Annotated in this window: 24 protein-coding genes and 4 tRNA genes; 23 read left to right on the forward strand and 5 right to left on the reverse strand. The window is 67.4% G+C overall.

The annotated features are described in order from the left end of the window. Positions 1-79: 79 nt before the first annotated feature. Complete coding sequence (locus ACMCNO_RS05395) at positions 80-208, reverse strand: hypothetical protein (protein WP_412748318.1); 129 nt, start codon at positions 206-208, stop codon at positions 80-82. 732 nt (positions 209-940) lie between these two features. Between ACMCNO_RS05395 and ACMCNO_RS05400 the strand changes: the two genes are divergently transcribed. Then, on the forward strand, positions 941-1,309 hold the full coding sequence (locus ACMCNO_RS05400) for an NUDIX hydrolase (RefSeq protein WP_412748319.1): 369 nt from the start codon (positions 941-943) through the stop codon (positions 1,307-1,309). A 376-nt stretch (positions 1,310-1,685) separates the two neighbouring features. Beyond that, complete coding sequence (locus ACMCNO_RS05405) at positions 1,686-2,084, forward strand: hypothetical protein (protein WP_412748320.1); 399 nt, start codon at positions 1,686-1,688, stop codon at positions 2,082-2,084. Between the two features lie 302 nt (positions 2,085-2,386). On the opposite strand, the gene ACMCNO_RS05410 is transcribed toward ACMCNO_RS05405, so the two are convergent. Then, on the reverse strand, positions 2,387-2,674 hold the full coding sequence (locus tag ACMCNO_RS05410) for a hypothetical protein (RefSeq protein WP_412748321.1): 288 nt from the start codon (positions 2,672-2,674) through the stop codon (positions 2,387-2,389). A gap of 278 nt (positions 2,675-2,952) precedes the next feature. Between ACMCNO_RS05410 and ACMCNO_RS05415 the strand changes: the two genes are divergently transcribed. After that, the gene (locus tag ACMCNO_RS05415) at positions 2,953-3,498 is read left to right on the forward strand and encodes a hypothetical protein (protein ID WP_412748322.1); all 546 of its coding nucleotides are present in this window, start codon (positions 2,953-2,955) and stop codon (positions 3,496-3,498) included. Between the two features lie 31 nt (positions 3,499-3,529). Here ACMCNO_RS05415 and ACMCNO_RS05420 read toward each other — a convergent pair whose 3' ends face one another. Beyond that, positions 3,530-3,745, reverse strand: a complete 216-nt coding sequence (locus tag ACMCNO_RS05420) for a hypothetical protein (protein WP_412748323.1) — start codon at positions 3,743-3,745, stop codon at positions 3,530-3,532. A gap of 827 nt (positions 3,746-4,572) precedes the next feature. On the opposite strand from ACMCNO_RS05420, the gene ACMCNO_RS05425 reads away from it, so the two are divergent. Together ACMCNO_RS05425 and ACMCNO_RS05430 are read left to right on the forward strand one after the other, a co-directional pair. Beyond that, positions 4,573-5,154, forward strand: coding sequence for a hypothetical protein (locus ACMCNO_RS05425; protein WP_412748324.1), 582 nt, complete (start codon positions 4,573-4,575; stop codon positions 5,152-5,154). A gap of 148 nt (positions 5,155-5,302) precedes the next feature. After that, positions 5,303-5,617, forward strand: coding sequence for a hypothetical protein (locus ACMCNO_RS05430; protein ID WP_412748325.1), 315 nt, complete (start codon positions 5,303-5,305; stop codon positions 5,615-5,617). A 133-nt stretch (positions 5,618-5,750) separates the two neighbouring features. Here ACMCNO_RS05430 and ACMCNO_RS05435 read toward each other — a convergent pair. After that, positions 5,751-5,834, reverse strand: a tRNA-Tyr gene (locus ACMCNO_RS05435). A gap of 146 nt (positions 5,835-5,980) precedes the next feature. Here ACMCNO_RS05435 and ACMCNO_RS05440 point away from each other — a divergent pair. The 3 genes from ACMCNO_RS05440 (at position 5,981) to ACMCNO_RS05450 (ending at position 7,695) form a co-directional block, all read left to right on the forward strand. Further along, positions 5,981-6,475: a YajQ family cyclic di-GMP-binding protein gene (locus ACMCNO_RS05440; RefSeq protein WP_412748326.1), complete on the forward strand. Its 495-nt coding sequence runs from the start codon at positions 5,981-5,983 to the stop codon at positions 6,473-6,475. 87 nt (positions 6,476-6,562) lie between these two features. Then, positions 6,563-6,892 (forward strand): hypothetical protein, encoded by a 330-nt coding sequence (locus ACMCNO_RS05445; protein ID WP_412748327.1) that lies wholly within the window; start codon positions 6,563-6,565, stop codon positions 6,890-6,892. After that, complete coding sequence (locus tag ACMCNO_RS05450) at positions 6,889-7,695, forward strand: sulfurtransferase (protein WP_412748328.1); 807 nt, start codon at positions 6,889-6,891, stop codon at positions 7,693-7,695. The genes ACMCNO_RS05445 and ACMCNO_RS05450 overlap by 4 nt, the downstream gene beginning before the upstream one ends. A gap of 1 nt (position 7,696) precedes the next feature. On the opposite strand, the gene ACMCNO_RS05455 is transcribed toward ACMCNO_RS05450, so the two are convergent. Further along, a complete protein-coding gene (locus ACMCNO_RS05455; protein WP_412748329.1) occupies positions 7,697-8,095 on the reverse strand; it encodes a hypothetical protein in 399 nt (132 codons plus the stop codon). A 258-nt stretch (positions 8,096-8,353) separates the two neighbouring features. Here ACMCNO_RS05455 and ACMCNO_RS05460 point away from each other — a divergent pair, with 258 nt between their 5' ends. From ACMCNO_RS05460 to ACMCNO_RS05530, 15 genes are all read left to right on the forward strand, one after another. Further along, positions 8,354-8,512, forward strand: a complete 159-nt coding sequence (locus ACMCNO_RS05460) for a hypothetical protein (protein WP_412748330.1) — start codon at positions 8,354-8,356, stop codon at positions 8,510-8,512. Between the two features lie 55 nt (positions 8,513-8,567). Continuing rightward, positions 8,568-11,096, forward strand: a complete 2,529-nt coding sequence (locus ACMCNO_RS05465) for an EAL domain-containing protein (RefSeq protein WP_412748331.1) — start codon at positions 8,568-8,570, stop codon at positions 11,094-11,096. Positions 11,097-11,219: 123 nt separating this feature from the next. Continuing rightward, a tRNA-Thr gene (locus ACMCNO_RS05470) sits at positions 11,220-11,295 on the forward strand. 42 nt (positions 11,296-11,337) lie between these two features. Next, positions 11,338-11,410: transfer RNA gene (locus ACMCNO_RS05475), tRNA-Met, on the forward strand. Positions 11,411-11,538: 128 nt separating this feature from the next. Beyond that, entirely contained in the window at positions 11,539-11,706 is a 168-nt protein-coding gene (gene rpmG, locus ACMCNO_RS05480; protein ID WP_412748332.1) for a 50S ribosomal protein L33, read from the forward strand. A gap of 91 nt (positions 11,707-11,797) precedes the next feature. Further along, positions 11,798-12,250 carry a MaoC family dehydratase N-terminal domain-containing protein gene (locus tag ACMCNO_RS05485; protein WP_412748333.1) on the forward strand — a complete coding sequence of 151 codons (453 nt, stop codon included), beginning with the start codon at positions 11,798-11,800 and terminating at the stop codon, positions 12,248-12,250. Continuing rightward, entirely contained in the window at positions 12,247-12,645 is a 399-nt protein-coding gene (locus ACMCNO_RS05490; protein ID WP_412748334.1) for a MaoC family dehydratase, read from the forward strand. Before ACMCNO_RS05485 ends, ACMCNO_RS05490 begins: the two co-directional genes overlap by 4 nt. Positions 12,646-12,782: 137 nt before the next feature. After that, positions 12,783-12,855, forward strand: a tRNA-Trp gene (locus ACMCNO_RS05495). Between the two features lie 135 nt (positions 12,856-12,990). Next, positions 12,991-13,392 (forward strand): preprotein translocase subunit SecE, encoded by a 402-nt coding sequence (gene secE / locus ACMCNO_RS05500; protein WP_412748335.1) that lies wholly within the window; start codon positions 12,991-12,993, stop codon positions 13,390-13,392. 20 nt (positions 13,393-13,412) lie between these two features. Further along, a complete protein-coding gene (nusG, locus tag ACMCNO_RS05505) occupies positions 13,413-14,120 on the forward strand; it encodes a transcription termination/antitermination protein NusG (RefSeq protein ID WP_412748336.1) in 708 nt (235 codons plus the stop codon). 69 nt (positions 14,121-14,189) lie between these two features. Beyond that, entirely contained in the window at positions 14,190-14,903 is a 714-nt protein-coding gene (gene rplA / locus ACMCNO_RS05510; protein WP_412748337.1) for a 50S ribosomal protein L1, read from the forward strand. A 378-nt stretch (positions 14,904-15,281) separates the two neighbouring features. Then, positions 15,282-15,827: a 50S ribosomal protein L10 gene (gene rplJ / locus ACMCNO_RS05515; RefSeq protein ID WP_412748338.1), complete on the forward strand. Its 546-nt coding sequence runs from the start codon at positions 15,282-15,284 to the stop codon at positions 15,825-15,827. Between the two features lie 54 nt (positions 15,828-15,881). Next, entirely contained in the window at positions 15,882-16,271 is a 390-nt protein-coding gene (gene rplL / locus ACMCNO_RS05520; protein WP_412748339.1) for a 50S ribosomal protein L7/L12, read from the forward strand. 579 nt (positions 16,272-16,850) lie between these two features. Continuing rightward, on the forward strand, positions 16,851-20,291 hold the full coding sequence (locus ACMCNO_RS05525; RefSeq protein ID WP_412748340.1) for a DNA-directed RNA polymerase subunit beta: 3,441 nt from the start codon (positions 16,851-16,853) through the stop codon (positions 20,289-20,291). A gap of 87 nt (positions 20,292-20,378) precedes the next feature. Further along, the gene (locus tag ACMCNO_RS05530; RefSeq protein ID WP_412748341.1) at positions 20,379-24,266 is read left to right on the forward strand and encodes a DNA-directed RNA polymerase subunit beta'; all 3,888 of its coding nucleotides are present in this window, start codon (positions 20,379-20,381) and stop codon (positions 24,264-24,266) included. The last annotated feature ends 61 nt before the right edge of the window (positions 24,267-24,327 follow it).

Raw genomic sequence — 24,327 nt, forward strand, 5'->3', positions numbered from 1 at the left:
CATCGGGGTCGGGTACCTACTTTTGCGTTGATGGCGTCCCGGACACCGCGCGCACGGTGCTCGTTCAGGCGGAAGTAGCTCATCCCCAGAACGGTTTGTGGGCCAATCCGATCAACCAGTCGAACGACGCATACTGGTTCAGCACAGTTCGTCCCTCGTCAACCGTGCTCTCTTCCAGCGGCTGTGCGGCCGGAACCGACTTTGTCATGTGGAAAGGTTGGGATGGCAGCGCATTTCAAGTCCTCCATTCCTCGGTCAGAGCGTGGACGCTGTTGTTCCAATAGTCTGCCGACCGCGTCTGTGTGTCCCTGCACGTCCGACGCTATCGGCGCACCTGACCTGGGGGTGACCCCGGCCTTCCCGCTGGTCAGACCTTGTTCAGGGACGCCAGGGACAGCAGGGACACTGTGAGCGAGCGACCTATGAGGGATACCTTGGTCGTGACATCGAACCCGCACTGTCGGCTTGGGAGCCGTACAAGATCCCCCGGCGGGCACCCGCAGGGCCAGCTCGCAGCAGCACCGAGCGGCCTGGCGTGATCCTGATGCGCCACCTGAGGTCGCACCTGGTCTGGAGGTTCCAGGAAGCTCCAGCGAGCCTCCGATCAGCGGCGACGCCACGATCGGAATGCTTGTAGAACTGATGGAGCACCAGGAAGCTCGCAGACTTCAGTTCCGGCTGAACGAGTGGTCTGAGTACCGCGCCCGCGGCCTGACACCCGCCTGAATCGTCACGACGCCCATGGCCTGCCCTGAATCGCGGCAGGTCCCGCCGAGTTGATCCGCCAGGTCCGCACCGCCGACCACATCGATCACGACGGAGCAGCGCGGCCGCGCTACAAACGCCATGACGATGCCACGGCCGCCCTCTGCCTCTTCGACGAAGGGAACCCGCATGACGCAGCCGGAACGCCCCCGGTCACTCCGTCAGCGTCGCCGCCGTGATCACCGACGAGGGCGGCCGGGTCCTGGTCGTCCAACGCCGTGACAACGGCAAGTGGGAGATCCCGGGCGGCATCCTCGAACTCGGCGAGTCCATTCATGTGGGGATGCGCCGCGCGGTCGAAGAGGAAACCGGCGTCATCGCCGAACCCGAACGCCTCACCGGGGTCTACAAGAACCTCCGCCTGGGCGTCGTCGCCCTGGTCTTCCGGGCCCGCATCGTCAGTGGCGAACCCCGGTCGACCGAGGAGAGCGCCGCCGTCGACTGGTGGAGCGCCGATGACGTCGCCGCACGCATGGGCGAGACCTTCGCCATCCGCGTCCTCGACGCCCTCGACAGCACCGACGTCGCCTATCCGGCTCCATGACGGGGTGCACCTGCTCACCGAGGAAGTCGCCCCGCCAACCCGGTAGACCCAGTTGCGAATCCTGCTGGCTAACGCCTGACGGTTGGCCTAGTTCTCGTACGCCGATCTGGCAATGCGAGCAGCTGGTTGGGGAGAAGATCAGTTGGTGATGACACCGTCGACGATCGTGGGACCTGCACTGGCCGTCACGATCATCGCGACCCTCGCAGCGTGTGACCCGGGAGCACCGAGGGACAAGGCCAGCGGAGTAGCCCCGTCTGCATCCACGCCGGTTGCCGTACCGGCAACATCGCAAGCCTCAACGATCTGCGCCGATGAGCAGATCAAGTTCGGCCCGATACACAGAAGCGAGATCCTCACGGCAGTCGCCCCGGCTGTGACCATCACGTCCCACTCCGGAGGCCCGCTGGACAAGCCGCTGGCGCCGGTGCGACGCTTCCGGGCCGAGGTCATCGCCGACGGCGACGTCCCGCAGGCCGAGATCTACGAGAAGTTCATCGGCAAGTTCAGCGACCGGGAAGGGCTGCCTGAGCTCGGCGCGGTGGCGCCGTCCGATCAAGGCGCCGTGACGATCAACGGCTCGGGTCGGTTCGTCCACTACGAGGGTGTTCAGGCAGTGGAGGCGACGTTCAGCTCGTCCTGCGGCCCGATGTCGGGTCGCGGCACCGTCACGTCATGGCTCGGCCCTGTCGACGGCGTGCTGTCGTGCGACCGCAGACCCAAACCCAGCGAACCAATCCACGATGAGGCAATCGCCCTGACCTGCACCCCGTAGTCGGCGTTACGCCGCGCGACAAGACGACCCTCGCTCCTTCGCTCTGGGCAACATCTGGATCAGGGCAAGCATCAGGTGGGACGCAGGTGTCATGCGTCGGCCAGGACACGACATAGATCCAATTGCAGGTACTGCCGAATACGCCTTTACGAAGATCAAGGCGCCGCTGACGCGGCGCACCGTGGCGCGCAGGCCGGTCACTCGGGGCCGCTGCGCGGCCCGGCCCGCCTTACGCCTGCGGCGACGGCGGCCGGGCAAGCCCCGGCGCCGGTGCCCGCGCCCGCACCAATCAGAGGTAGCGGCTACTGCTTCAGCTCCCACTCATGGTGTTGGACCCCGAACTCCGCTTCGGCCTGGTCCATGGCGTCAGCGATGGTGTCGTGATACGTGTCGGTCAGTTCCTCGCCGCTCTCATCGCAGTAGAACAGGTAGGCGTTCGGCTCATCGCCCTCGTACTGCACGATGCGCAAGGACACCGGCGGCGGCACTTCGGCCCTGTCCCCACCAGGAACGCCGTAGTAATGCCGGGTGAGCCCCGTAGGTCGATGCTGCGGCCCCAGCTGCACCACGGCCAGTATCCGCTCCAACACGAGAGCAAGGCTAACGCCGCATAAGGGCCACCGGGACATGACTACGACGAGGACCAGGCCGTCAACGAATGGCCGAGCGCCGCTGCGCTCGGCCTGCTGGCGACCTCCGGTCGGCATCGGCCAGCGCAGCGGCGCAGGTTCGGGTTCCAAGGTCAGACGCCTCCGGCGGGGGCACTCGGGCTTCCGGGATGGCGTGGGTGCCGCAGAACGGGAGAACATCCTGCGCACCAGACCCCGATCGCAGGACCTAGATCGACTGAGCCCGCCACAATGGCCCGGTGTGGGACGACATCGACTCGGAGATCACCGACTGGTCAAGTACCCGAATCCGCCAGTGGATCAGCGATCTCGATGAGCAGGCAGCACCGCGATCGGTCAACTGGTGGATCGGCATACGCCAGCGACTACAGCACCGGGTCTACGACCGCGACCTACCGGCAGACCTACGCCGGGAGTGGGGCGAAGTCGTCTTGCTGCTCATGGATTGCGCGGTACGCATTGCCGGGGGTGATCCCTGGAGCACCGCGGTCGGCAAGTTTCATCTGCGCGGCCTGCTGATTCGTGAGCTGGGTCCGGTCCCTGGTGACACAACCTGGGACCAGATAGCGCTGACCCGTGAGGTCTTGGCGACGACAACCCTGGACGTCGATCATGCTCGTGAGATGGCGGGACATTGGCGCACCTTGCCCACCGAGGAGATCCGCGTCTTGCGGCAGCACAAGAGCCTGTTCGCCCCGCTCGCCCTGCTGGCCGACCAACTGCCCGAGGGCGATTACTCGGAGCAGGTCAACGCCTGGTTGGTAGTGCAACCCACGCTGCCCTGAATCCGCATCGGCCGGCCAGCACGCCGCATCTTCAGGCCGTATCCCAATCCGAGGAGGCCGACACCTCGTACGGGATGGTTGCCAGTACGTCAGCCGGACCCTCCAACAACCACGTGCGCACGCAGCATCCGCAGCCACCCTCCTCGGCCACGTAGTCAAGCGCATGTCGGTTGCTATCGAGCCATGCCTCGGCCGCCTCAACCTCAGCCGGCTTGTCCACCGACGCACTCATGGTCTGCCGGATCACGGCAGCACCGTAACGCAGCGTGCCAGGGGCCGCAGGACATTCGGCCGATGCCTTCGGCGGTGGGCTCGGGCTTCTGGGGTGGCTTAGAGCGGCGCCCCGACACGCCCGAAGGAGATGATCAGGTGTTCCCGCTATGTTCCCGTGGAGGGCCGTAGGCGGCCGGATTCCGCCGGACTCAGTTGGACTTACCGAAAACGGCCCCGGTCTGCGTTTACGCAGCTCACGGGACCGTTTCTTATGGTGGTGGCGGGTAGAGGATTCGAACCTCTGTAGCTTTCGCGACGGATTTACAGTCCACGTGATCCGCACGGAGTGACCTGCTGAAACAAGGGGGGTCGGGCGTCGTCGGGGACGCATGGGGGAGAAGGCGCCGTGCTGTCCCTGTCCCTTCTTCTGAGCGCGCCCTCCTCGCGGCGTGGCGATCGACTTACGCAGGTGGCTGCTGTCAAGACTGTTCCCGGTTCGGCTGGCAATGGAGTGACAAGAGTGACAGCAGTGACACTTCCGCCTTCCCTTCGCTCAAAGTCCTTCCCCCAAGGCTGCCTTGATAACTGCGTTAACAGGTCGCGCGGTCGACAACTCGTGCCGTTGTCCCCTCCTTGATTCGGTCATCTGGCCCTGTGTTTGAGATGCAATCGATATGACACTGATTTCGGGTCAAAGGAGCTCATCTCCTGGTACGTAATCGATGTCGATCGCCAGCCCATAGAGTGTGGGCATGTGGCTGGTGAGAACGCAAACCGACACGTTCGCTCTGACGAACGTGACCAAGGTATCGGCTATATCTTTACTCGTGTTACGGGCTCACCAAAAGCGGGGTGATGACAGTGCTGGTCAAGGTGAAGAAATCAACTGGCGCCAAAATGGGATTGCCGCAGAACGGGTCGACGCCAAGCGGAGGCCCAGGCACGCTAGCGACTAGAGTGCCGCCGCCAGCAATTCTCGATACGCTACGAACCTCATGGACATACTGCGGCGCTTCAGCGGATCTACTCGGAAGAAGGACCTGGCAGACACTCGGTTTGGTTTCGACATTAGTTAGCGCGGCTACCGCAACAGCGATCTTCGCCAGTCTACAGGCCAACCCGTCCGCTGTGGCTCGTGCTGTTGTTGCGTTCGTGCTGGTCGGCACCGCCTTGCTCGCGGCGGCGCAAACCTGGTATTCCAAGCGGCGTGATGATCTCAGAAAGTCCAACATGGAACTGCATCAGCTTCATCGCGACATTGGGGATGCAGTATCGGACTGGCAGACAAACAAGATTTCGTCATTCCCGGTCGGTTTCGGGGACCAAGTTCGCCGTCGACTTGACGCTATCAACACAAGCGACATCCCCGTGAGTGGATCGGCATGGCGCGAGGCGGCAGAGCAGACTCGCCAGAAAATGTATGCCGATTTCCATCTCCAATGAGTAAGGTGAATCGAAGATCCGTGAGATTTCGACTCCCAATCCAACCCCGGCGGAGCCAGCGCTCTGCGCGCTGCTGGACCGGCACATCCGGGAGTACCCGCCGGGCAGCGACGGGCGGCTGTTCGTCACCCGGCGCGGCCCCGGCGGCATGTACCGGCCGTCGACCGGGCGGCCGGTTACGGCCAACGCCAGGCACACCGCCTGGCGCAAGGCTCGCGAGCGCGGCCTGACCCCCGCCGAGCTGACGTCCGGTGTGGCGCCCGTGCCCTACAGCCTGCGGCACGCCTGCCTCTCGGGCTGGCTCAATGCGGGCGTCTCGGCGGCCCTGGTGGCGAGCTGGGCGGGGCACAGCATCGCCGTTCTACTCAAGATCTACGCGAAGTGCCTCTACGGGGAGGAGGAAGCAGCCTTCAAGCGCATTGAGGCGTTCCGTAAGGGATACGCCACGCCCGACGGTGCATGATCACGACCGAGAAATTCGGGGGACGTATGGGGAACAGCGAACGAGATCAAGTGCGATTGAGTCGGACTGAGTGAGACTCACGAAGAAGGCCCCTCCCGGCTGTTTCAGCAGGTGAGGGGCCTCTTTGAGCTTGTGGTGGCGGGTAGAGGATTCGAACCTCTGTAGCTTTCGCGACGGATTTACAGTCCGCTCCCATTGGCCGCTCGGGCAACCCGCCTGGGCACCACCACGGTCACCCGTGGCAGCGGACAACAGGATAGCCGGACCCGTGGGCGGATCTGCAACCGGGTACGGTCGGCATGTCGGGGGCCGTCGCGCCCCCAATGCCCACATCGACGCATCCCACCGCCCGGGAGTTTGACCATGGCAGCCAGTCCGTCGTTCGACATCGTCAGCAAGGTCGACCGGCAGGAGGTCGACAACGCCTTCCACCAAGCGGAGAAGGAGCTGGGCACCCGGTTCGACTTCCGGGGCACCGGCACCACGATCACCCGTTCGGGGGAATCCGGGGTGTCGATCACCTCGGAGACGGAGGAGCGGGCCGCGGCGGCGCTCGACGTCTTCAAGGAGAAGCTGGTCAAGCGCAACATCTCGCTGAAGTCGCTGGACGCGGGTGAGCCGCGCCAGTCGGGTAAGACGTACAAGATCGATTGCAAGGTCATCGAGGGGATCGAGGCCGACAAGGCCAAGGCGATCAGCAAGAAGATCCGCGACGAGGGCCCCAAGGGCGTGCAGGCCCAGATTCAGGGTGACCAGCTCCGGGTCACGGGCAAGAAGCGCGACGACCTCCAGGCCGTGATCGCCCTGCTCAAGCAGGAGGACTTCGGCGTCGCGCTCCAGTTCACCAACTACCGCTAGCGCACCGGGGCGCCCCGCACGCCGAGACGAGCGGGGGGAACCCGCGATCCGCCCGTGCGCCGCCGACGCTGCCCGCAGACTTGCGTCATGAGTGTCAGCGGCTGGACGGTCGGCGTCGGCGCGGCGGTCGGGGTGGGTCTCGCGGCCATGGGTGTGACCATGCTGGTGACCCGCCGCATGCCTGCCGCGACCGCCCGCACGTTCCGTGACGTGCGCGCGGCGGGGCTCTACCATCTGCTCTTCGGCTTGGCGTTGCTGATCCTCGTGGTCGGGCTGTACCTGCCGGGTTCCGCCGCGTCCGCGATCAGCGGGGGGCTGGCGGTGGCGTTGGTCGCGGTGGCCGTGGTGCGCTTTCGTCCACGCGGTCGGCGGTCGTCGCCGGGCGACGAGGACCCGGAGGATGGGGAGGGGCGTTGATCGAGCCGGTTGTCGACCTGGAGTGGGTGCGCGCGGCGGGTGCGCGGATCGTCCTGGCCGACGTCCGCTGGTATCTCGACGGCCGTTCCGGCCGCGCGGCCTACGAGGCCGGGCATCTGCCGGGTGCCGTCTTCGTCGATCTGGACCGCTGGCTGGCCGGGCCCGCGTCGCCGGCCGAGGGCCGGCATCCGCTGCCGGACCCGGCGGTGTTCGCCGAGGGCATGGCGGCGCTCGGCATCGGCGACGACGACATCGTGATCGGGTACGACGACGCGGGCGGGGTGGTCGCGGCCCGGCTGGTGTGGATGCTGCGGGCGACCGGCCACGACGCGGCGCTGCTCGACGGCGGGCTTTCCGTGTACGGCGGTGAGCTGACCCGAGATGAGCCGCGCCGGCCACGCGCCGTCTTCGCCACGCGTCCGTGGCCGGCGGAGCGGCTGGCGGGCATCGACGCGGTGACCGATCTTTCCGCGGTCGTGCTGGACGCCCGGGATCCGGCGCGGTTCCGGGGCGAGGTGGAGCCGGTCGATCCGCGCCCGGGGCACATTCCGGGCGCACGCAACCTGCCCTGCCGTGACAACCTGTCCGCCGACGGTCGCTTCCTGCCGGTGGCGGAGCTGCGACAACGGTTCTCGGCGGCCGGGGCCGGTGCCGACACGATCTCGTACTGCGGATCCGGGGTGACGGCTTGCCACAACCTGTTGGCCTTGGAGCACGCCGGCCTCGGTCCGGGGCGGCTGTATCCAGGTTCCTGGTCGCAGTACTGCGGTGATCCGCGCCGTCCCGTGGCGACCGGGGACTGATCTAGTCCGGGCGGCGTCCGGCGAGGCCGCGCGCGGTGTCCACCTCGGCTGGGCCAAGGCCCTGGTAACCGGTGTCGTCGTGCTGCCGTGCCTGCTCCTCGATCCATCGGTTGTGGCCCTCCCAGGCGGCCTGCTTGCTGCTGCCCAGCGCGGCCCCGATCTGGGTCCAGGACGCTCCCGCCGCGCGTGCCGAGCGGATCATCGGCTGGCGTCCGTAACCGGCTTTGCGGATGACCACCTCGCTGAGTGCGAGGAGCTCGAGGGATTCCTCGCGGGTGAGGGGTGGCGTCTCGTCGTCAGCTGCCATCGCGGCGAGCGCGTCCTGCATGCGCAACTCGTCGTAGCGGGCCGTGGCGGTGGCGAGAGTGTGTCGGCGCTCGAGTTCGTCGGGTGAGGCCATACCCGCAGTCTTCCGTCAAGTCGGCCTGACGTCAAGGTGCCCTGACGACGATGGCCGGAATGGTCTTACTTCTGCCATTAAATCGGCCCTAAAGCTGCCAATTTTGCGGGTCGCGATTGCGCAAGTAACTCAGCCGTTCAGCCAGGATTTTGGGATGTGCGGCTTCGACGGGCCTGTGGACACTGCCCGACGGACAAGGGGTGTGGCACCATCATGGAACCCCCCACCGGATGCGAGATTTCCCAATAGGAGCACAACATGTCTGCAAGGAAGCTGAGCCGCCTCGCCGGCTTGGTTTTCGTGCTCGCCGCGCTTCTCGGCGGCGCTGGCGCCTCGACCGTGGCCGCAGAGCACGGGACCGGGGGACCGGCCATCGCGGCCACCCAGCAGCTGCTGGGCGACACCGTCTGGGCCTGACGTCAGGCGCGCCCTAGAGGTGTGTCAGCGCCGGATCGACTGATCGAGGAGCGCCATGACCAGGCGTGGGCCGTCGCCGCGGCGTTCGCCGGAGTACGCGTGGTTGATCACGACGCCTCTCGCCGTGTTCGCATTCGTCTGCGGTCTGGTTTTCTGGATTTCCGACCCGACCTGGTATCAAGCCTGGCTTGGCGGCCTCGTCGCCCTGGCCGGAATCGTGCTGGCCGCGGTGGCGGTCCTCAACGTCCTCATCCGCCAGCAGAACACCGCGGTGGTCCTGACCGAGATTCCGCTGGTCCTCGCTATCGGCTTTCTCCCACCGATGATGGTGCTGACGGTCGTCACGGTCGGCGCCGTGATCGCCCAGCTGCGCGCGCGGGTGGAACCGACGAAACTCTGGTTCAACGTCGCCAAGGCCGGCGCCGCGACGTCGGCCGCGCTGCTCGTGGTCGCCGCCCTTCCGGACCTCCGCGGCGCCGGTCCCGGGACCTGGGGCATCCTCTTCGCCGCCTGTATCACCAGCGCCATCGTCGCCCACGCCGCGGTGGGCAGCGTCATCATGCTGCTGCAAGGTCCGCAGGCCGGTCAGGGGGTCCTGCGGTCCGCCCCCGCCGCGATCGGTACGGCCTCCATCAACATCGCCGTCGGCCTGGTCTTCCTGGTCGCGCTGGACGCGACCCCGTGGGCGGGCCTCCTGCTGGGTGTCCTCGTCGGAGCCGTGGTGCTGCTGTTCCGCTCGTTCGAGGGCTTCTTCCGCCAGCACCGCACGCTCGCGGACGTCTACGAACTCACCCTCGCCGTACGCGAGCACAGCAACGACGGTGGCCTGCCCGACGTGCTGCTCGGGCGAGTGCGCCGGCTCATGCGCGCCGAGTACGCGACGCTGTGGCTGCCCGCTCAGGGGCGCCACCCGGAGGTGCTGCTCACGGCGCGTGTCGACGATGCGGGCCTGCTCGACATCTCGCCCACCCCGACAGCCGTGCGCGAGCGCGCGCTTGCGGGCCAGCACGCGATCGCGGTGGGCGCCGCCTTCGACGACACCGCGGATCTTCGGCACACCCTGCGCGACGCGAGCGTGAAGGACGTCATCGTCATCCCGCTGCGCTCCGGCCAGACCACGGTCGGCTCCCTCGAGGTGGTCAACCGGCTCGGCGAGACGCAGTCCTTCCGGCAGGCCGACGTGCAGGTGCTGGAGACGATCGCCGCGCACGCGGCGGTCGCGGTCGAGAACTCCCGGCTGGTCGACCGGCTGCGCTACGACGCGTACCACGACCGGCTCACCTCACTGCCCAACCGGCGGCGGATGACGGACGCCCTGGCGGAGTCGGTCAAGGTCCGCGCGCCGGGTGAGGTCGTGGCCGTGCTGCTCTTCGACGTCGACGGGCTCCGTGAGGTCAACGAGTCCATGGGCCACTCGGCGGGCGACAAGCTGCTGGCCGAGGTCGCCGAGCGGCTGCGCAACATCGCCGGACCGGGGTCGCTGGTCGGCCGGATCGGCGGCGACGAGTTCGTGGTCACGCTGCGCGCCGAGAGCACCGAGGCGACCGTGCGGCTGGCCACGGAGATGCGTGAGCAGCTGCGCGGCCCGATGGTGGTCGGTTCACTGACCCTCGACGTGGACACGGCCGCGGGCGTCGCGGTCCAACCCGACCACGGCGACGACCCGGAGGCCCTGCTGCGGCGCGCCGAGCTGGCGGCCAACGCGGCCAAGATGCTTCCGTACGGGGTGCAGCTGTTCCATCCGGCGCTGGAGTCCCGGGCGGTGCGCCGCCTCGGCCTGGCCGCCGACCTGCGGCGCGCGCTGGACAACGACGAACTCGACGTCTACTTCCAGCCCAAGGTCCGGCTGTCCGACCGCCACCTGGTCGGGGTGGAGTGCCTCGCCCGCTGGCAGCACCCGGCGCACGGCGAAGTGGCCCCGGAGGACTTCATCGCGGTCGCCGAGCACACCGGCCAGTTGCACCGGCTCACCGAGGTGGTGCTCACGATGGGCCTGCGGCGATGCCGGGCCTGGGCGGACGCGGACCGCCCGCTGTCCATCGCGGTCAACCTGTCCGCGCGCACACTGCTGGACAGCCGGTTCCCAGAGCTGGTTCATCGTCTGATCAAGGAATATCGCGTTCCGCCCGCGCAGATCACCTTCGAGATCTCCGAGCCGGGCATGCTGGGCGAGATCGAGCGGGCCCTGCCCACCCTGTACCGGCTGCGGGATCTCGGGGTGCGCCTGTCCGTCGACGACTTCGGCACGGGCGCCTCGTCGCTGTCGTACCTGCGCCAGCTGCCGGTGCAGGAGGTGAAGATCGACGACAGCTTCGTGCAGGGCATGGCGACGGACACCGGTGACCTCGCGATCGTGCGGGCGGTGATCAGCCTGTCCCGGGAGTTCGGGCTCACCGTGGTGGCGGAGGGGGTGGAGAGCGAACTGACGCTGGAGCTGCTCGAGGAGATGGGCTGCGAGATCGGCCAGGGCTACCTGTTCAGCCGCCCCCTGCCGTACGAGCGCCTGGAGGCCTGGTTCAGCGCCCAGACCGAGCCCGAGTCCACCCCGACGGGCGAGGTCAGGCGCTTGCGCGCGGTGATCTGATCGGGCCGGGCGCCACGGCGAGCGCTACCGGTCACCGACATCCCGGGCGGGCGGGGGATCCGATTTCACCTCCGCTGAGCGGCCGTGTACTCTTACCCCTGCGCATCACGCGAGAGATCGCGCGCCCCCTTAGCTCAGTCGGCAGAGCGTCTCCATGGTAAGGAGAAGGTCTACGGTTCGATTCCGTAAGGGGGCTCCAACCGGGTTCGTTTCCGCCACAGAGCTGGACTCGGCTCGGCTCGGCGGTGTAGCTCAGTTGGCAGAGCAAGCGGCTCATAATCGCTGTGTCGCCGGTTCAAGTCCGGCCACCGCTACTCATCTGGGATCCGTCCCGGATGCCGCACAGAAAGGGCGCTCAAGGGCGTCCGTTTTGCATGTCCGCGTAGGGACCGTCTACGCTGGCATGCCGTTAGCACCCCAGTGAGCAGGAAGGCACCCCGCCATGGCCAAGGCGACCGACGTCCGCCCGAAGATCACCCTGGCGTGTACGGAGTGCAAGGAGCGGAACTACATCACCCGCAAGAACCGGCGCAACGACCCGGACCGCATCGAGTTCAAGAAGTTCTGCCCCCGGGACGGCCGGCACACCCTGCACCGCGAGACGCGCTGATCTCTCGTACCTGAAGTCTTCGACGTGGCGGCGACCGTGACGGTCGCCGCCACGCCTGCTTCCTGTGCCGGTGGCAGGGTAGGTTCGGCCCATGCCCCTGGATCAGTCCTTCGTCGGCCGGAGCTTCCCGCCGACCCCGCCCTACCTGGTGGGCCGCGAAAAGATCCGTGAGTTCGCGACCGCGATCGGCGCGACCGAGCCGGAGTTTCACGACCCTGAGGCAGCCCGAGCGCTGGGATATCCCGACGTGCTGGCGCCACCCACCTTTCCAGTGGTGGTGACCATGGCGGCGAGCCAGCAGATCGTCACCGACCCCGGACTCGGGCTCGACTACAGCCGGGTGGTGCACGGCGACCAGCGGTTCGCCTACACCCGCCCGGTGGTCGCCGGTGACGCGCTGGTCTGCGTCAACACGATCGAGGAGATCACCACCCGGGGCGGACACGACTTCCTCACCACCCGCACCGACGTCACCACGGAGGCCGGCGAGCCGGTCGTCACCGCCTGGTCCAAGCTCGTCCAGCGCGGGGAGGAGCACAAATGAGCGGCGAGGTGCTGCCGGTGCAGCGGTTCCGGGTCACCCGGGCCGACCTGGTGCGGTATGCGGGCGCTTCGGGCGACTTCAATCCGATCCACTGGAATGACCGGGTCGCCACCAGCGTCGGCCTGCCGGGAGTGATCGCGCACGGCATGTTCACCATGGCGTTGACCGGTCGGGCCGTGACCGCCTGGGCCGGCGCGCCGGACGCGGTGGTCGAGTTCAGTGTGCGGTTTGCCCGCCCTGTGCCGGTCCCGGACACGGACGATGGCACAGAGGTGGAGGTCTCCGCCGTGGTCAAGGAGGTTACCGACGACGGGCTGACCCGGCTCGAGCTGACCGCGACCTGTCAGGGGGAGAAGGTTCTGTCCCTGGCCAGGGCAACGATCCGCAAACGGTGACCGGTTCGCCCACCTGGAGTCGGGGAGGGCGAGTTGGGATTCCGAACGGCGTACCCGTACACTGGTGCGCCGTGGGGTAACTGAACCCTGCCTTTCGTGTGCGGCATCTCTCGTGGGCGAATTGGTAGGACCCGCACAGGGGTGTAGCTCAATTGGCAGAGCAGCGGTCTCCAAAACCGCAGGCTGCAGGTTCAAGTCCTGTCACCCCTGCGCAACCGATCGGCGTGGCTGCCGGCGCCTCACGCCGGACCGCCGGCGGCGGTCCGCCCGGCGCGGGCGGTCGGCACGAGCCCAGCGCGCACCAAGCGCTGACGGGACATCCATCGACGACGGGAAGAGGGCGAAGTGGCCGAGAGGAAGCGACCCGGTGACGACGCCGTAGGCGACCGGCCCGACAACGAGCCCGATGACGCGGCGATCGAGAACGCGGGCGTAGCCGACGACGTCGTGGAGGACGACGAGCCGGTGGGCCGTGGTGGCACGGCCGTCCGTGAGCGCACGACCAGTGCCGAGAGTCCCAAGGCAAAGAAGGAAGGCCGCCGCGTCGGCATCTTCGGCCGGATCGGTGGGTTCTTCCGCGAGGTCGTCGGCGAACTACGTAAGGTCATCTGGCCGACGCGTAAGGAACTGCTGACCTATACCGGCGTCGTGATCGCGTTCGTCGCCATCATGACGGCGATCGTGGCTGTGCTGGACTTCGGGTTCGCCAAGGCGGTCCTGTTCGCCTTCGGCGGCAAGAGCAGCTGACATTACGGAAGTGAGCGAGCGTGCCTGAGTACGACGAGACCGCCGACGAGCAGTCCTCGGTGGCCACGGCGGCCACCGACGAGTCGGTCGAGGCCGCCGGCACCGTGGAGACTGCCGCCCCGGAGGCAGACGACGACTACGACCCTGTAGCCGAGCTGCGGCAGAAGCTGCGTTACGCGCCGGGCGACTGGTACGTGGTGCATTCGTACGCCGGCTACGAAAACAAGGTGAAGACCAACCTCGAGACCCGGATCACCAGCCTCGACATGGAGGACTTCATCTTCCAGGTCGAGGTGCCGACCCGCGAAGAGGTCGAGGTCAAGAACGGCAAGCGCCTCCAGGTGCAGAACAAGGTCTTCCCGGGCTACATCCTGGTCCGGATGGATCTGACCCCGGAGTCGTACTCGTGCGTGCGCAACACGCCCGGGGTCACCGGCTTCGTGGGCTCGACCGACCGCGTCGACCGCCCGGCACCGCTGTCGCTCGACGAGGTGCTGAAGTGGCTGGCCCCGGCGGTCGAGGCCGAGGAGAAGAAGGCCAAGCCCGAGATTCGGGTGCTGGACTTCGAGGTGGGCGACTCCGTCACCGTCACCGACGGCGCGTTCGCGTCGCTGCCGGCCTCGATCAGTGAGATCAACGCGGACCAGCAGAAGCTGAAGGTCCTGGTGTCGATCTTCGGCCGGGAGACCCCGGTCGAGCTGAACTTCAACCAGGTCACCAAGATCTAAGCAACACCGCAAGTCGTGGGAGGGGCGCGATCCGCGCGCTCCGCCATCAACCACAGGAGTACAGAGAAAATGCAGCGCAGCAAGGGCTACCGCAAGGCGGCCGAGCAGATCGACGCCACCAAGCTCTACGAGCCCGCCGACGCCATCAAGCTGGCCAAGGACACGAGCGCGACGAAGTTCGACGCCACGGTCGAGGTCGCGATGCGGCTCGGCGTGGACCCCCGCAAGGCGGACCAGATGGTCCGTGGCACGGTCAACCTGCCGCACGGCACGGGTAAGACCGCGCGGGTGATCGTCTTCGCCCAGGGCCCGAAGGCCGAGGAGGCCACGGCCGCCGGTGCGGACGAGGTCGGCACGGACGAGCTGGTCGCCCGGATCCAGGGCGGCTGGCTGGACTTCGACGCCGCGATCGCCACCCCCGACCAGATGGCCAAGATCGGCCGGATCGCCCGGATTCTCGGCCCCCGTGGCCTGATGCCGAATCCGAAGACCGGCACCGTGACCATGGACGTGGCCAAGGCGGTCTCGGACATCAAGGGCGGCAAGATCACCTTCCGGGTGGACAAGCACTCGAACCTGCACCTGATCATCGGTAAGGCGTCGTTCTCGGCCGAGCAGTTGGTCGACAACTACGCCGCGGTCCTCGACGAGGTCCTGCGCGCGAAGCCGTCCGCGGCCAAGGGCAAGTACCTCAGGAAGGTCACCGTCACCACGACCATGGGCCCGGGCGTCCAGGTCGACCCGAACGTGGTGAAGAACCTGCGGGAGGACACCGACGTCTGACGTCGCCGCCGCATCGCGTCAAAGCCCCCCGGACATCTCCGGGGGGCTTTCGCATGCCGCGGGCGTGGACTGCCTGCCAGGCACGAGATGGGCGGATTTGGTTTCCCCGGCGGGGCCGCGTACTCTTCTCCTCGAAGTTCCACCCACAGACCGCCGGTCGCCGCAGCATCCGTCCCCGACGGAGGCCGCAGCCGAAGGCCCCGCACCCGCGGGCGGCCCGCGCAGGGAGAACGGTTCGCGACCATCGTCTGCGAGTCGCGGTCCTCACCGACCGTGTCTGGCCGTCAATGTCCGCCCCGTGCGCTCACCTGCGCCGGGGCGTTTCTCGTGTTCGGGCCTGGATTGTGCCGGTGGCTCGAGCAAGGAGAGAGGAGGGACATGGCGGACAAGCCGGTCCGGGCCGACAAGGCCACTGCCGTTGCCGAACTGACGGACCAGTTCCGGAACTCGAAGGCCGCCGTGTTGACCGAGTACCGCGGTCTCACGGTTGCCCAGCTCACCGAGCTGCGGCGTGCGCTCGGCAAGGAGACCACGTACTCCGTGTCGAAGAACACGCTCGCGAAGCGGGCGGCGACCGAGGCGGGCATCGAGGGTCTCGACGCGCTGTTCACCGGTCCTACCGCGCTCGCCTTCGTCGGCGGTGACCCGGTCGAGGCGGCCAAGGGCCTGCGGGCCTTCGCCAAGGCCCACCCGGTCATGGTCATCAAGGGCGGCGTCTTCGAGGGCAAGGCCATCACGGCCGCCGAGGTCAACAAGATCGCTGACCTCGAGTCCCGCGAGGTGCTGCTGGCCAAGCTGGCCGGTGCCATGAAGGGCAACCTGACCAAGGCGGCGGGCCTGTTCCAGGCGCCGCTGTCGCAGGTGGCCCGCCTGGCGGCGGCACTGCAGGACAAGAAGAGCGCAGAGGGTTCCGCAGAGGGCTGAGTCCCCTCGCGGAGTTGACTTTTCATTTTCAGAAACAAGGAAAGGACGCCGGACATGGCGAAGCTCAGCAGTGCGGAGCTGCTCGACGCGTTCAAGGAGATGACGCTGATCGAGCTCTCGGAGTTCGTGAAGCAGTTCGAGGAGACCTTCGAGGTCACCGCTGCCGCCCCGGTCGCCGTTGCGGCTGCTGCGGCTCCGGGTGGCGGCGACGGTGGCGCGGCCGAGGCCGAGAAGGACTCCTTCGACGTCGTTCTGGACAGCGACGGCGGCAAGAAGATCCAGGTCATCAAGGTCGTGCGTGAGCTGACCGGCCTGGGCCTCAAGGAGGCCAAGGACGCCGTCGAGGGCGCCCCCAAGGCGATCCTGGAGGGTGTCAGCAAGGAGAAGGCCGAGGCTGCCAAGGCCAAGCTCGAGGGCGAAGGCGCCAAGGTTACGCTCAAGTGAGCTAACGCTCCGTAAGGTGAAGGTGGAGGTCCGTTCGGGACCTCCACCTTCGCTGTTTCCTGCGGTGGTTGTGCAGGTCAGGAGTGGTTTCGCTGCCAGTCGGTTTGTTGACCGACAAATTGCGGCTAACCGGTACCGGGCGTGCGTTATGGTCGCTATGCCGCGTCCGTCGGGCGACGGCACGGTGCCGAGACCCTTGACTGTGTGTCCGCTGGCAGGCACGCTGGCATCAGCAAGTTTCCGCGCTTGCGACAGCCCGCCTGTGGGTTACACCGAGACGAACGGGACCCGCGGACGGCACGAGGGAGAGACGCCGCGTTCCAGAGCGGCCCCGCTTGCGGCACCGGCCCCCGAGGCGCCGGCAGGAGGCCGCGGGGACGCGCTCCGCAGCGCCCCTCGGCGAGGGCTGGACAGCGGTTAGCCGAGCGGCTACACTGCTAGTTTGCGCTGCCTTCTGTCTTGCGCCCTGCCAGGATATCCATCCGGGTAACTTCCTGGGGGGTCCCTTGGAGTGCACGCAGACAGTTGCATACCGCAGCTCAGCCGCAAAAGCAGCACCGGTCCTCGGAAGGACGCATCTTGGCAGCTTCCCGCCCTGCGAAGACCAGTCGTACGTCGAGCGCATACGCTCCCCGCCGCATCTCGTTCGGCAGGATCACCGAGCAACTTGAGGTTCCCAACCTCCTCGCCATCCAGACGGAGTCCTTCGACTGGTTGGTCGGGAACGAGGCTTGGCAGGCTCGCTCGGCGGACGACCCGCACGCCCACTCGGGCCTCGCAGAGATCCTCGAAGAGATCAGTCCCATTGAGGACTTCTCCGGCACAATGTCGCTGTCCTTCTCGTCTCCCCGATTCGACGAGGTCAAGGCCTCGATCGAGGAGTGCAAAGAGAAGGACCTGACCTACTGCGCGCCGCTGTTCGTGACCGCCGAGTTCACCAACAACACCACTGGCGAGATCAAGAGCCAGACCGTGTTCATGGGTGACTTCCCGATGATGACCCCCAAGGGGACGTTCGTCATCAACGGCACCGAGCGGGTCGTCGTGAGTCAGCTCGTCCGCTCGCCGGGCGTGTACTTCACCAAGGAGCCGGACAAGACCTCCGACCGCGACCTGACCAGCGTCAAGGTCATCCCGAGCCGGGGTGCCTGGCTCGAGTTCGACATCGACAAGCGCGACACCGTCGGTGTCCGGATCGACCGCAAGCGCCGCCAGGCCGTCACGGTCCTGCTCAAGGCGATCGGCTGGTCGGCCGACCAGATCCGCGAGCGCTTCGGGTGGTCTGAGCTGCTCATGACCACGCTGGAGAAGGACCACATCGCGGGGCAGGACGAGGCCCTGCTGGACATCTACCGCAAGCTGCGTCCGGGTGAGCCGCCGACGCGGGAGAACGCGCAGACCCTGCTCGACAACCTCTTCTTCAACCCGAAGCGGTATGACGTCGCCAAGGTCGGCCGGTACAAGTTCAACAAGAAGCTCGAGATCGACGTCCCGATCGTCCGGGGCACGCTGACCGAGGAAGACATCGTCAAGACCGTCGAGTACCTCTGCCGCCTGCACGCGGGCGAGGAGGGCTACGAGGCCGACGACATCGACCACTTCGGCAACCGGCGGCTGCGCACGGTCGGCGAGCTCATCCAGAACCAGGTCCGTGTCGGCCTGTCCCGGATGGAGCGCGTCGTCCGCGAGCGCATGACCACCCAGGACGTCGAAGCGATCACGCCGCAGACCCTGATCAACATCCGCCCGGTGGTGGCGGCGATCAAGGAGTTCTTCGGTACGTCGCAGCTGTCCCAGTTCATGGACCAGACCAACCCGCTGGCGGGCCTGACCCACCGGCGCCGGCTGAGCGCGCTCGGCCCGGGTGGTCTGTCCCGGGAGCGGGCCGGCTTCGAGGTCCGTGACGTGCACCCGTCGCACTACGGCCGGATGTGCCCGATCGAGACGCCCGAGGGTCCGAACATCGGCCTGATCGGCGCGTTGTCGACGTTCGCGCGGGTCAACCCGTTCGGCTTCATCGAGACGCCGTACCGGCGGGTCGACAACGGGCGGGTCACCGACGAGGTCGACTACCTCACCGCCGACGAGGAAGACCGGTTCATCAAGGCGCAGGCCAACGCCACGCTCTCCAGCGACGGCACCTTCGCCGAGGACCGCGTCCTGGTCCGCCGGAAGGGCGGTGAGGTCGACTACGTGCCCGGCACGCAGGTCGACTACATGGACGTCTCGCCGCGGCAGATGACCTCGGTCGCCACCGCGATGATCCCGTTCCTCGAGCACGACGACGCCAACCGTGCCCTCATGGGCGCGAACATGCAGCGCCAGGCCGTGCCGCTGGTCAAGGCCGAGGCGCCGCTGGTCGGCACCGGCATGGAGTACCGTGCCGCGGTCGACGCCGGTGACGTGGTCGTCGCCGAGGTCGGCGGCGTGGTCGAAGACCTGTGCGCCGACTACGTGACGGTGCACCAGGACGACGGCCACCGGCGTACCTACCTGCTGCACAAGTTCCGCCGCAGCAACGCGGGCTCCTGCGTCAACCAGAAGCCCGTGGTCTTCGAGGGCGACCGGGTCGAGGCCGGCCAGGTCATCGCGGACGGCCCGTGCACCGACGACGGCGAGATGGCCCTGGGCCGGAACCTGCTCGTCGCGTTCATGTGCTGGGAGGGCCACAACTACGAGGACGCGATCATCCTGTCGCAGCGCCTCGTCCAGCAGGACGTCCTCACCTCGATCCACATCGAGGAGCACGAGGTCGACGCACGGGACACCAAGCTCGGCCCGGAGGAGATCACCCGCGACATCCCCAACGTCAGCGAGGAAATGCTCGCCGACCTGGACGAGCGCGGCATCATCCGGATCGGTGCCGAGGTCGTGCCGGGCGACATCCTGGTCGGCAAGGTCACGCCCAAGGGCGAGACCGAGCTGACCCCGGAGGAGCGGCTGCTGCGCGCGATCTTCGGCGAGAAGGCCCGGGAGGTCCGGGACACCTCGCTGAAGGTGCCGCACGGCGAGACCGGCACGGTGATCGGCGTCCGGACGTTCTCCCGCGAGGACGGCGACGAGCTGCCCCCGGGCGTCAACGAGCTGGTCCGGGTGTACGTGGCGCAGAAGCGCAAGATCCAGGACGGTGACAAGCTCGCCGGCCGCCACGGCAACAAGGGCGTCATCTCGAAGATCCTGCCGGTCGAGGACATGCCGTTCCTGGAGGACGGCACCCCGGTCGACATCGTGCTCAACCCGCTCGGTGTGCCGAGCCGGATGAACATCGGCCAGGTCCTGGAGACCCACCTCGGGTGGATCGCCAAGACCGGCTGGTCGGTGGACGGCGAGAACGAGGACTGGAAGCGCCAGCTGCGGGCGATCGACGCGCACGAGTCGGAGGCCGACTCGAACGTGGCGACCCCGGTCTTCGACGGTGCCCGCGAGGAGGAGATCAAGGGCCTGCTCGAGTCCACCCTGGTCAACCGCGATGGTCAGCGGCTGGTCAACGGCGACGGTAAGGCGCAGCTGTTCGACGGCCGCTCCGGCGAGCCGCTGCCGGACCCGATCTCGGTTGGGTACGTCTACATCCTGAAGCTGAACCACCTGGTCGACGACAAGATCCACGCACGGTCGACCGGTCCGTACTCCATGATCACGCAGCAGCCGCTGGGCGGTAAGGCTCAGTTCGGTGGCCAGCGGTTCGGTGAGATGGAGTGCTGGGCGATGCAGGCCTACGGGGCGGCGTACGCCCTGCAGGAGCTGCTGACCATCAAGTCCGACGACGTGCTCGGCCGCGTGAAGGTGTACGAGGCCATCGTCAAGGGCGAGAACATCCCGGAGCCGGGCATCCCCGAGTCGTTCAAGGTGCTGCTCAAGGAGCTGCAGTCGCTGTGCCTGAACGTCGAGGTGCTGTCCAGCGACGGTGTGGCGCTGGAGATGCGCGAGACCGACGACGAGGTCTTCCGGGCCGCGGAAGAACTCGGCATCGACCTGTCCCGTCGCCCGAACGAGGGCGTCAGCAGCGTCGAAGAGATCTGACGGAGAGCGTCCCCGGTGTGACACACCGGGGACGCCCCCGCCGGCCTGGAAATCCATCCGAGCAAGGAAACACGAGGGATAGACCAAGTGCTCGACGTCAACTTCTTCGACGAGTTGCGCATCGGCCTGGCCACCGCCGACGACATCCGGCAGTGGTCGCATGGCGAGGTCAAGAAGCCCGAGACGATCAACTACCGCACGCTCAAGCCCGAGAAGGACGGACTCTTCTGCGAGAAGATCTTCGGTCCGCAGCGGGACTGGGAGTGCTACTGCGGCAAGTACAAGCGGGTCCGGTTCAAGGGCATCATCTGTGAGCGCTGCGGCGTCGAGGTGACCCGGTCCAAGGTGCGCCGTGAGCGCATGGGGCACATCGAGCTGGCCGCGTCGGTCACGCACATCTGGTACTTCAAGGGTGTGCCGAGCCGGCTGGGCTACCTGCTCGACCTTGCTCCCAAGGATCTCGAGAAGATCATCTACTTCGCCTCGTACGTGATCACGAGCGTGGACGCCGAGGCGCGTCACCGCGACATGTCCACGATCGAGAACGAGATCTTCGCCGAGAAGCGCCAGGCCGAGAACGGCCGCGACTCGGAGATCGAGAAGCGGGCCGCCAAGCTGGAGCAGGACCTGGCCGAGCTGGAGGCCGAGGGCGCCAAGGCGGACGTGCGGCGCAAGGTCAAGGAGGCTGGCGAGCGCGAGATGCGCCAGATCCGCGACAAGGCGCAGCGCGAGATCGACCGCCTCGACGAGGTGCTCGACACCTTCCGCAAGCTCGACTCGAAGCAGCTGGTCACCGACGAGCTGCTCTACCGCGAGCTGCGCGACCGCTTCGGTGAGTACTTCACCGGCGGCATGGGCGCCGAGGCGATCAAGGCCCTGCTGGAGGCCATGGACCTCGACGCCGAGGCGGAGAACCTGCGCGAGATCATCCGTACCGGCAAGGGGCAGCGGAAGATCCGGGCGCTGAAGCGGCTCAAGGTGGTCGCGGCGTTCCTGAACACCCGCAACTCGCCGCTGGGCATGGTGCTGGACTGCGTCCCGGTCATCCCGCCGGACCTGCGCCCGATGGTGCAGCTCGACGGTGGCCGCTTCGCTACCAGCGACCTGAACGACCTGTACCGCCGGGTGATCAACCGCAACAACCGGCTCAAGCGCCTGATCGACCTGGGCGCGCCCGAGATCATCGTCAACAACGAGAAGCGGATGCTGCAGGAGGCCGTCGACGCACTGTTCGACAACGGCCGCCGCGGCCGGCCGGTCACCGGCCCGGGTAACCGCCCGCTGAAGTCGCTGTCCGACATGCTCAAGGGCAAGCAGGGCCGGTTCCGGCAGAACCTGCTGGGCAAGCGCGTCGACTACTCCGGCCGTTCCGTCATCGTCGTCGGCCCCCGGCTCAAGCTGCACCAGTGCGGCCTGCCGAAGCAGATGGCGCTGGAGCTGTTCAAGCCGTTCGTGATGAAGCGCCTGGTGGACCTCAACCACGCGCAGAACATCAAGTCGGCCAAGCGCATGGTCGAGCGTCAGCGCCCGGTCGTGTGGGACGTCCTGGAAGAGGTCATCAGCGAGCACCCCGTGCTGCTGAACCGCGCGCCGACCCTGCACCGCCTCGGCATCCAGGCGTTCGAGCCGCAGCTGGTCGAGGGCAAGGCGATCCAGATCCACCCGCTCGTCTGTACCGCGTTCAACGCGGACTTCGACGGTGACCAGATGGCGGTGCACGTGCCGCTGTCGGCCGAGGCGCAGGCCGAGGCCCGGATCCTCATGCTGTCGTCCAACAACATCCTCAAGCCGGCGGACGGCAAGCCGGTCACCATGCCCACCCAGGACATGGTCATCGGTCTGTACTACCTGACCCACCTGATGCCGGGGACCAAGGGCGAGGGCCGGGTGTTCTCGTCCGACGCCGAGGCGCGGATGGCGTTCGACAACGGCGAGCTGCACCTGCAGGCGCCGGTGAAGATCCGGCTCCGCGAGGTCGTCGAGGTGGACAACGGCGCCAAGGGTGAACCGTGGACGCCCGCCGAGGGCTGGACGGCGGGTGAGCCGGTGCTGGTGGAGACCACCCTCGGTCGGGTGATCTTCAACGAGACGCTGCCGCCGGGGTACCGGTACGTCAACTACGAGATCCGCAAGGGTCAGCTGTCGGCGATCGTCAACGACCTCGCCGAGCGCTTCCCGAAGGTCGCCCTGGCGGCCACGCTGGACGCGCTCAAGGAGGCCGGCTTCCACTGGGCCACCTGGTCCGGCGTGACGATCGGCATGGGCGACGTCATCGGCCCACCGCGCAAGCCGGAGATCCTCGCCCGCTACCAGGTCGAGGCGGACCGGATCGACAAGCAGTACCAGCGTGGTCTGATGACCGCCGAGGAGCGCCGCGGCGAGCTGATCGAGATCTGGACCAAGGCGACCAACGAGATCTCCAAGGAGATGGAGACCGCGCTGCCGCAGGAGAACCCGCTCTGGGTGATGATCAACTCCGGCGCCCGCGGTAACCTGCTCCAGCTCCGGCAGATCGCCGCGATCCGTGGTCTGGTGGCCAACCCCAAGGGCGAGATCATCCCGCGGCCGATCACCTCGTCGTACCGCGAGGGTCTGACCGTGCTGGAGTACTTCATCTCCACGCACGGTGCCCGTAAGGGTCTGGCGGACACCGCGCTGCGGACCGCCGACTCGGGTTACCTGACCCGGCGTCTGGTGGACGTCTCGCAGGACGTCATCATCCGCGAGGAGGACTGCGGCACCGACCGCGCGATTCCGATGCAGGTGGCGGACCGGGTGGACGGCGGGCTCGCCGTGCACGTGCACGCCGAGACGGGCACGCACGCTCGTACCCTCGCGGACACCATCACGGACGCCAGCGGCAACGTGGTGGTCGAGCGGGGTGCGGACCTCAACTCGATCCTGGTCGACAAGCTGGTCGCCGCGGGCGTCGAGAACGTCCGGGTGCGCAGCGTGCTGACCTGTGAGTCGAAGCTGGGCGTCTGCGCGGCCTGCTACGGCCGTTCGCTGCCGACCGGCAAGTCGGTCGACATCGGCGAGGCGGTCGGCATCATCGCGGCCCAGTCCATCGGTGAGCCGGGTACGCAGCTGACGATGCGTACCTTCCACACCGGTGGTGTCGCGGGTGAGGACATCACCCAGGGTCTGCCGCGTGTGCAGGAGATCTTCGAGGCCCGTGTGCCCAAGGGCAAGGCGCCCATCGCCGACACCCCGGGCCGCATCCGCATCGAGGACGGCGAGCGCTCGCGGAAGATCGTCGTGATCCCGGACGACGGCAGCGACGAGATCGTGTACGACAAGATCTCGAAGCGCGTGAAGCTGCGGGCGCACGACGGCGACCACGTCGAGGTCGGCGAGAAGCTCACCGAGGGCACCATCGACCCGCACGAGCTGCTGCGGATCATGGGTCCGCGGGCGGTCCAGGTCCACCTGACCCAGGAGGTCCAGGAGGTCTACCGCTCGCAGGGTGTGCTCATCCACGACAAGCACATCGAGATCATCATCCGCCAGATGCTCAAGCGGGTGACGGTCATCGACTCCGGCGCGACCGAGTTCCTGCCGGGTGTGCTGGTCGACCGGGCGCTGTTCGAGTCGGAGAACCGCCGGCTCGTCGGCGAGGGCGGCGAGCCCGCTGCCGGTCGTCCCGTACTGATGGGTATCACCAAGGCGTCGCTGGCCACCGACTCCTGGCTCTCGGCGGCCTCCTTCCAGGAGACCACCCGGGTGCTGACCGACGCGGCGATCAACTCGCGCAGCGACTCGCTCGTCGGCCTCAAGGAGAACGTCATCATCGGCAAGCTCATCCCGGCCGGTACGGGCATCAGCAAGTACCGCAACATCCGGGTCGAGCCCACCGAGGAGGCCAAGGCCAAGGTGTACTCGATGACCGGGTACCCGGAGACCGACTACGGGTTCGGGCCGGCCAGCGGGCAGGCCGTGCCGCTGGACGACTTCGACTTCGGGTCGTACCGCTAAGGGTTTCCGGCTGGACGCCGGGGGCGGCCGCGTGATGCGCGGCCGCCCCTTCGGCGTTCCT

Origin of the sequence: Krasilnikovia sp. M28-CT-15, assembly GCF_047159595.1 — a bacterium.
Taxonomy (GTDB): Bacteria; Actinomycetota; Actinomycetes; order Mycobacteriales; family Micromonosporaceae; genus Actinoplanes.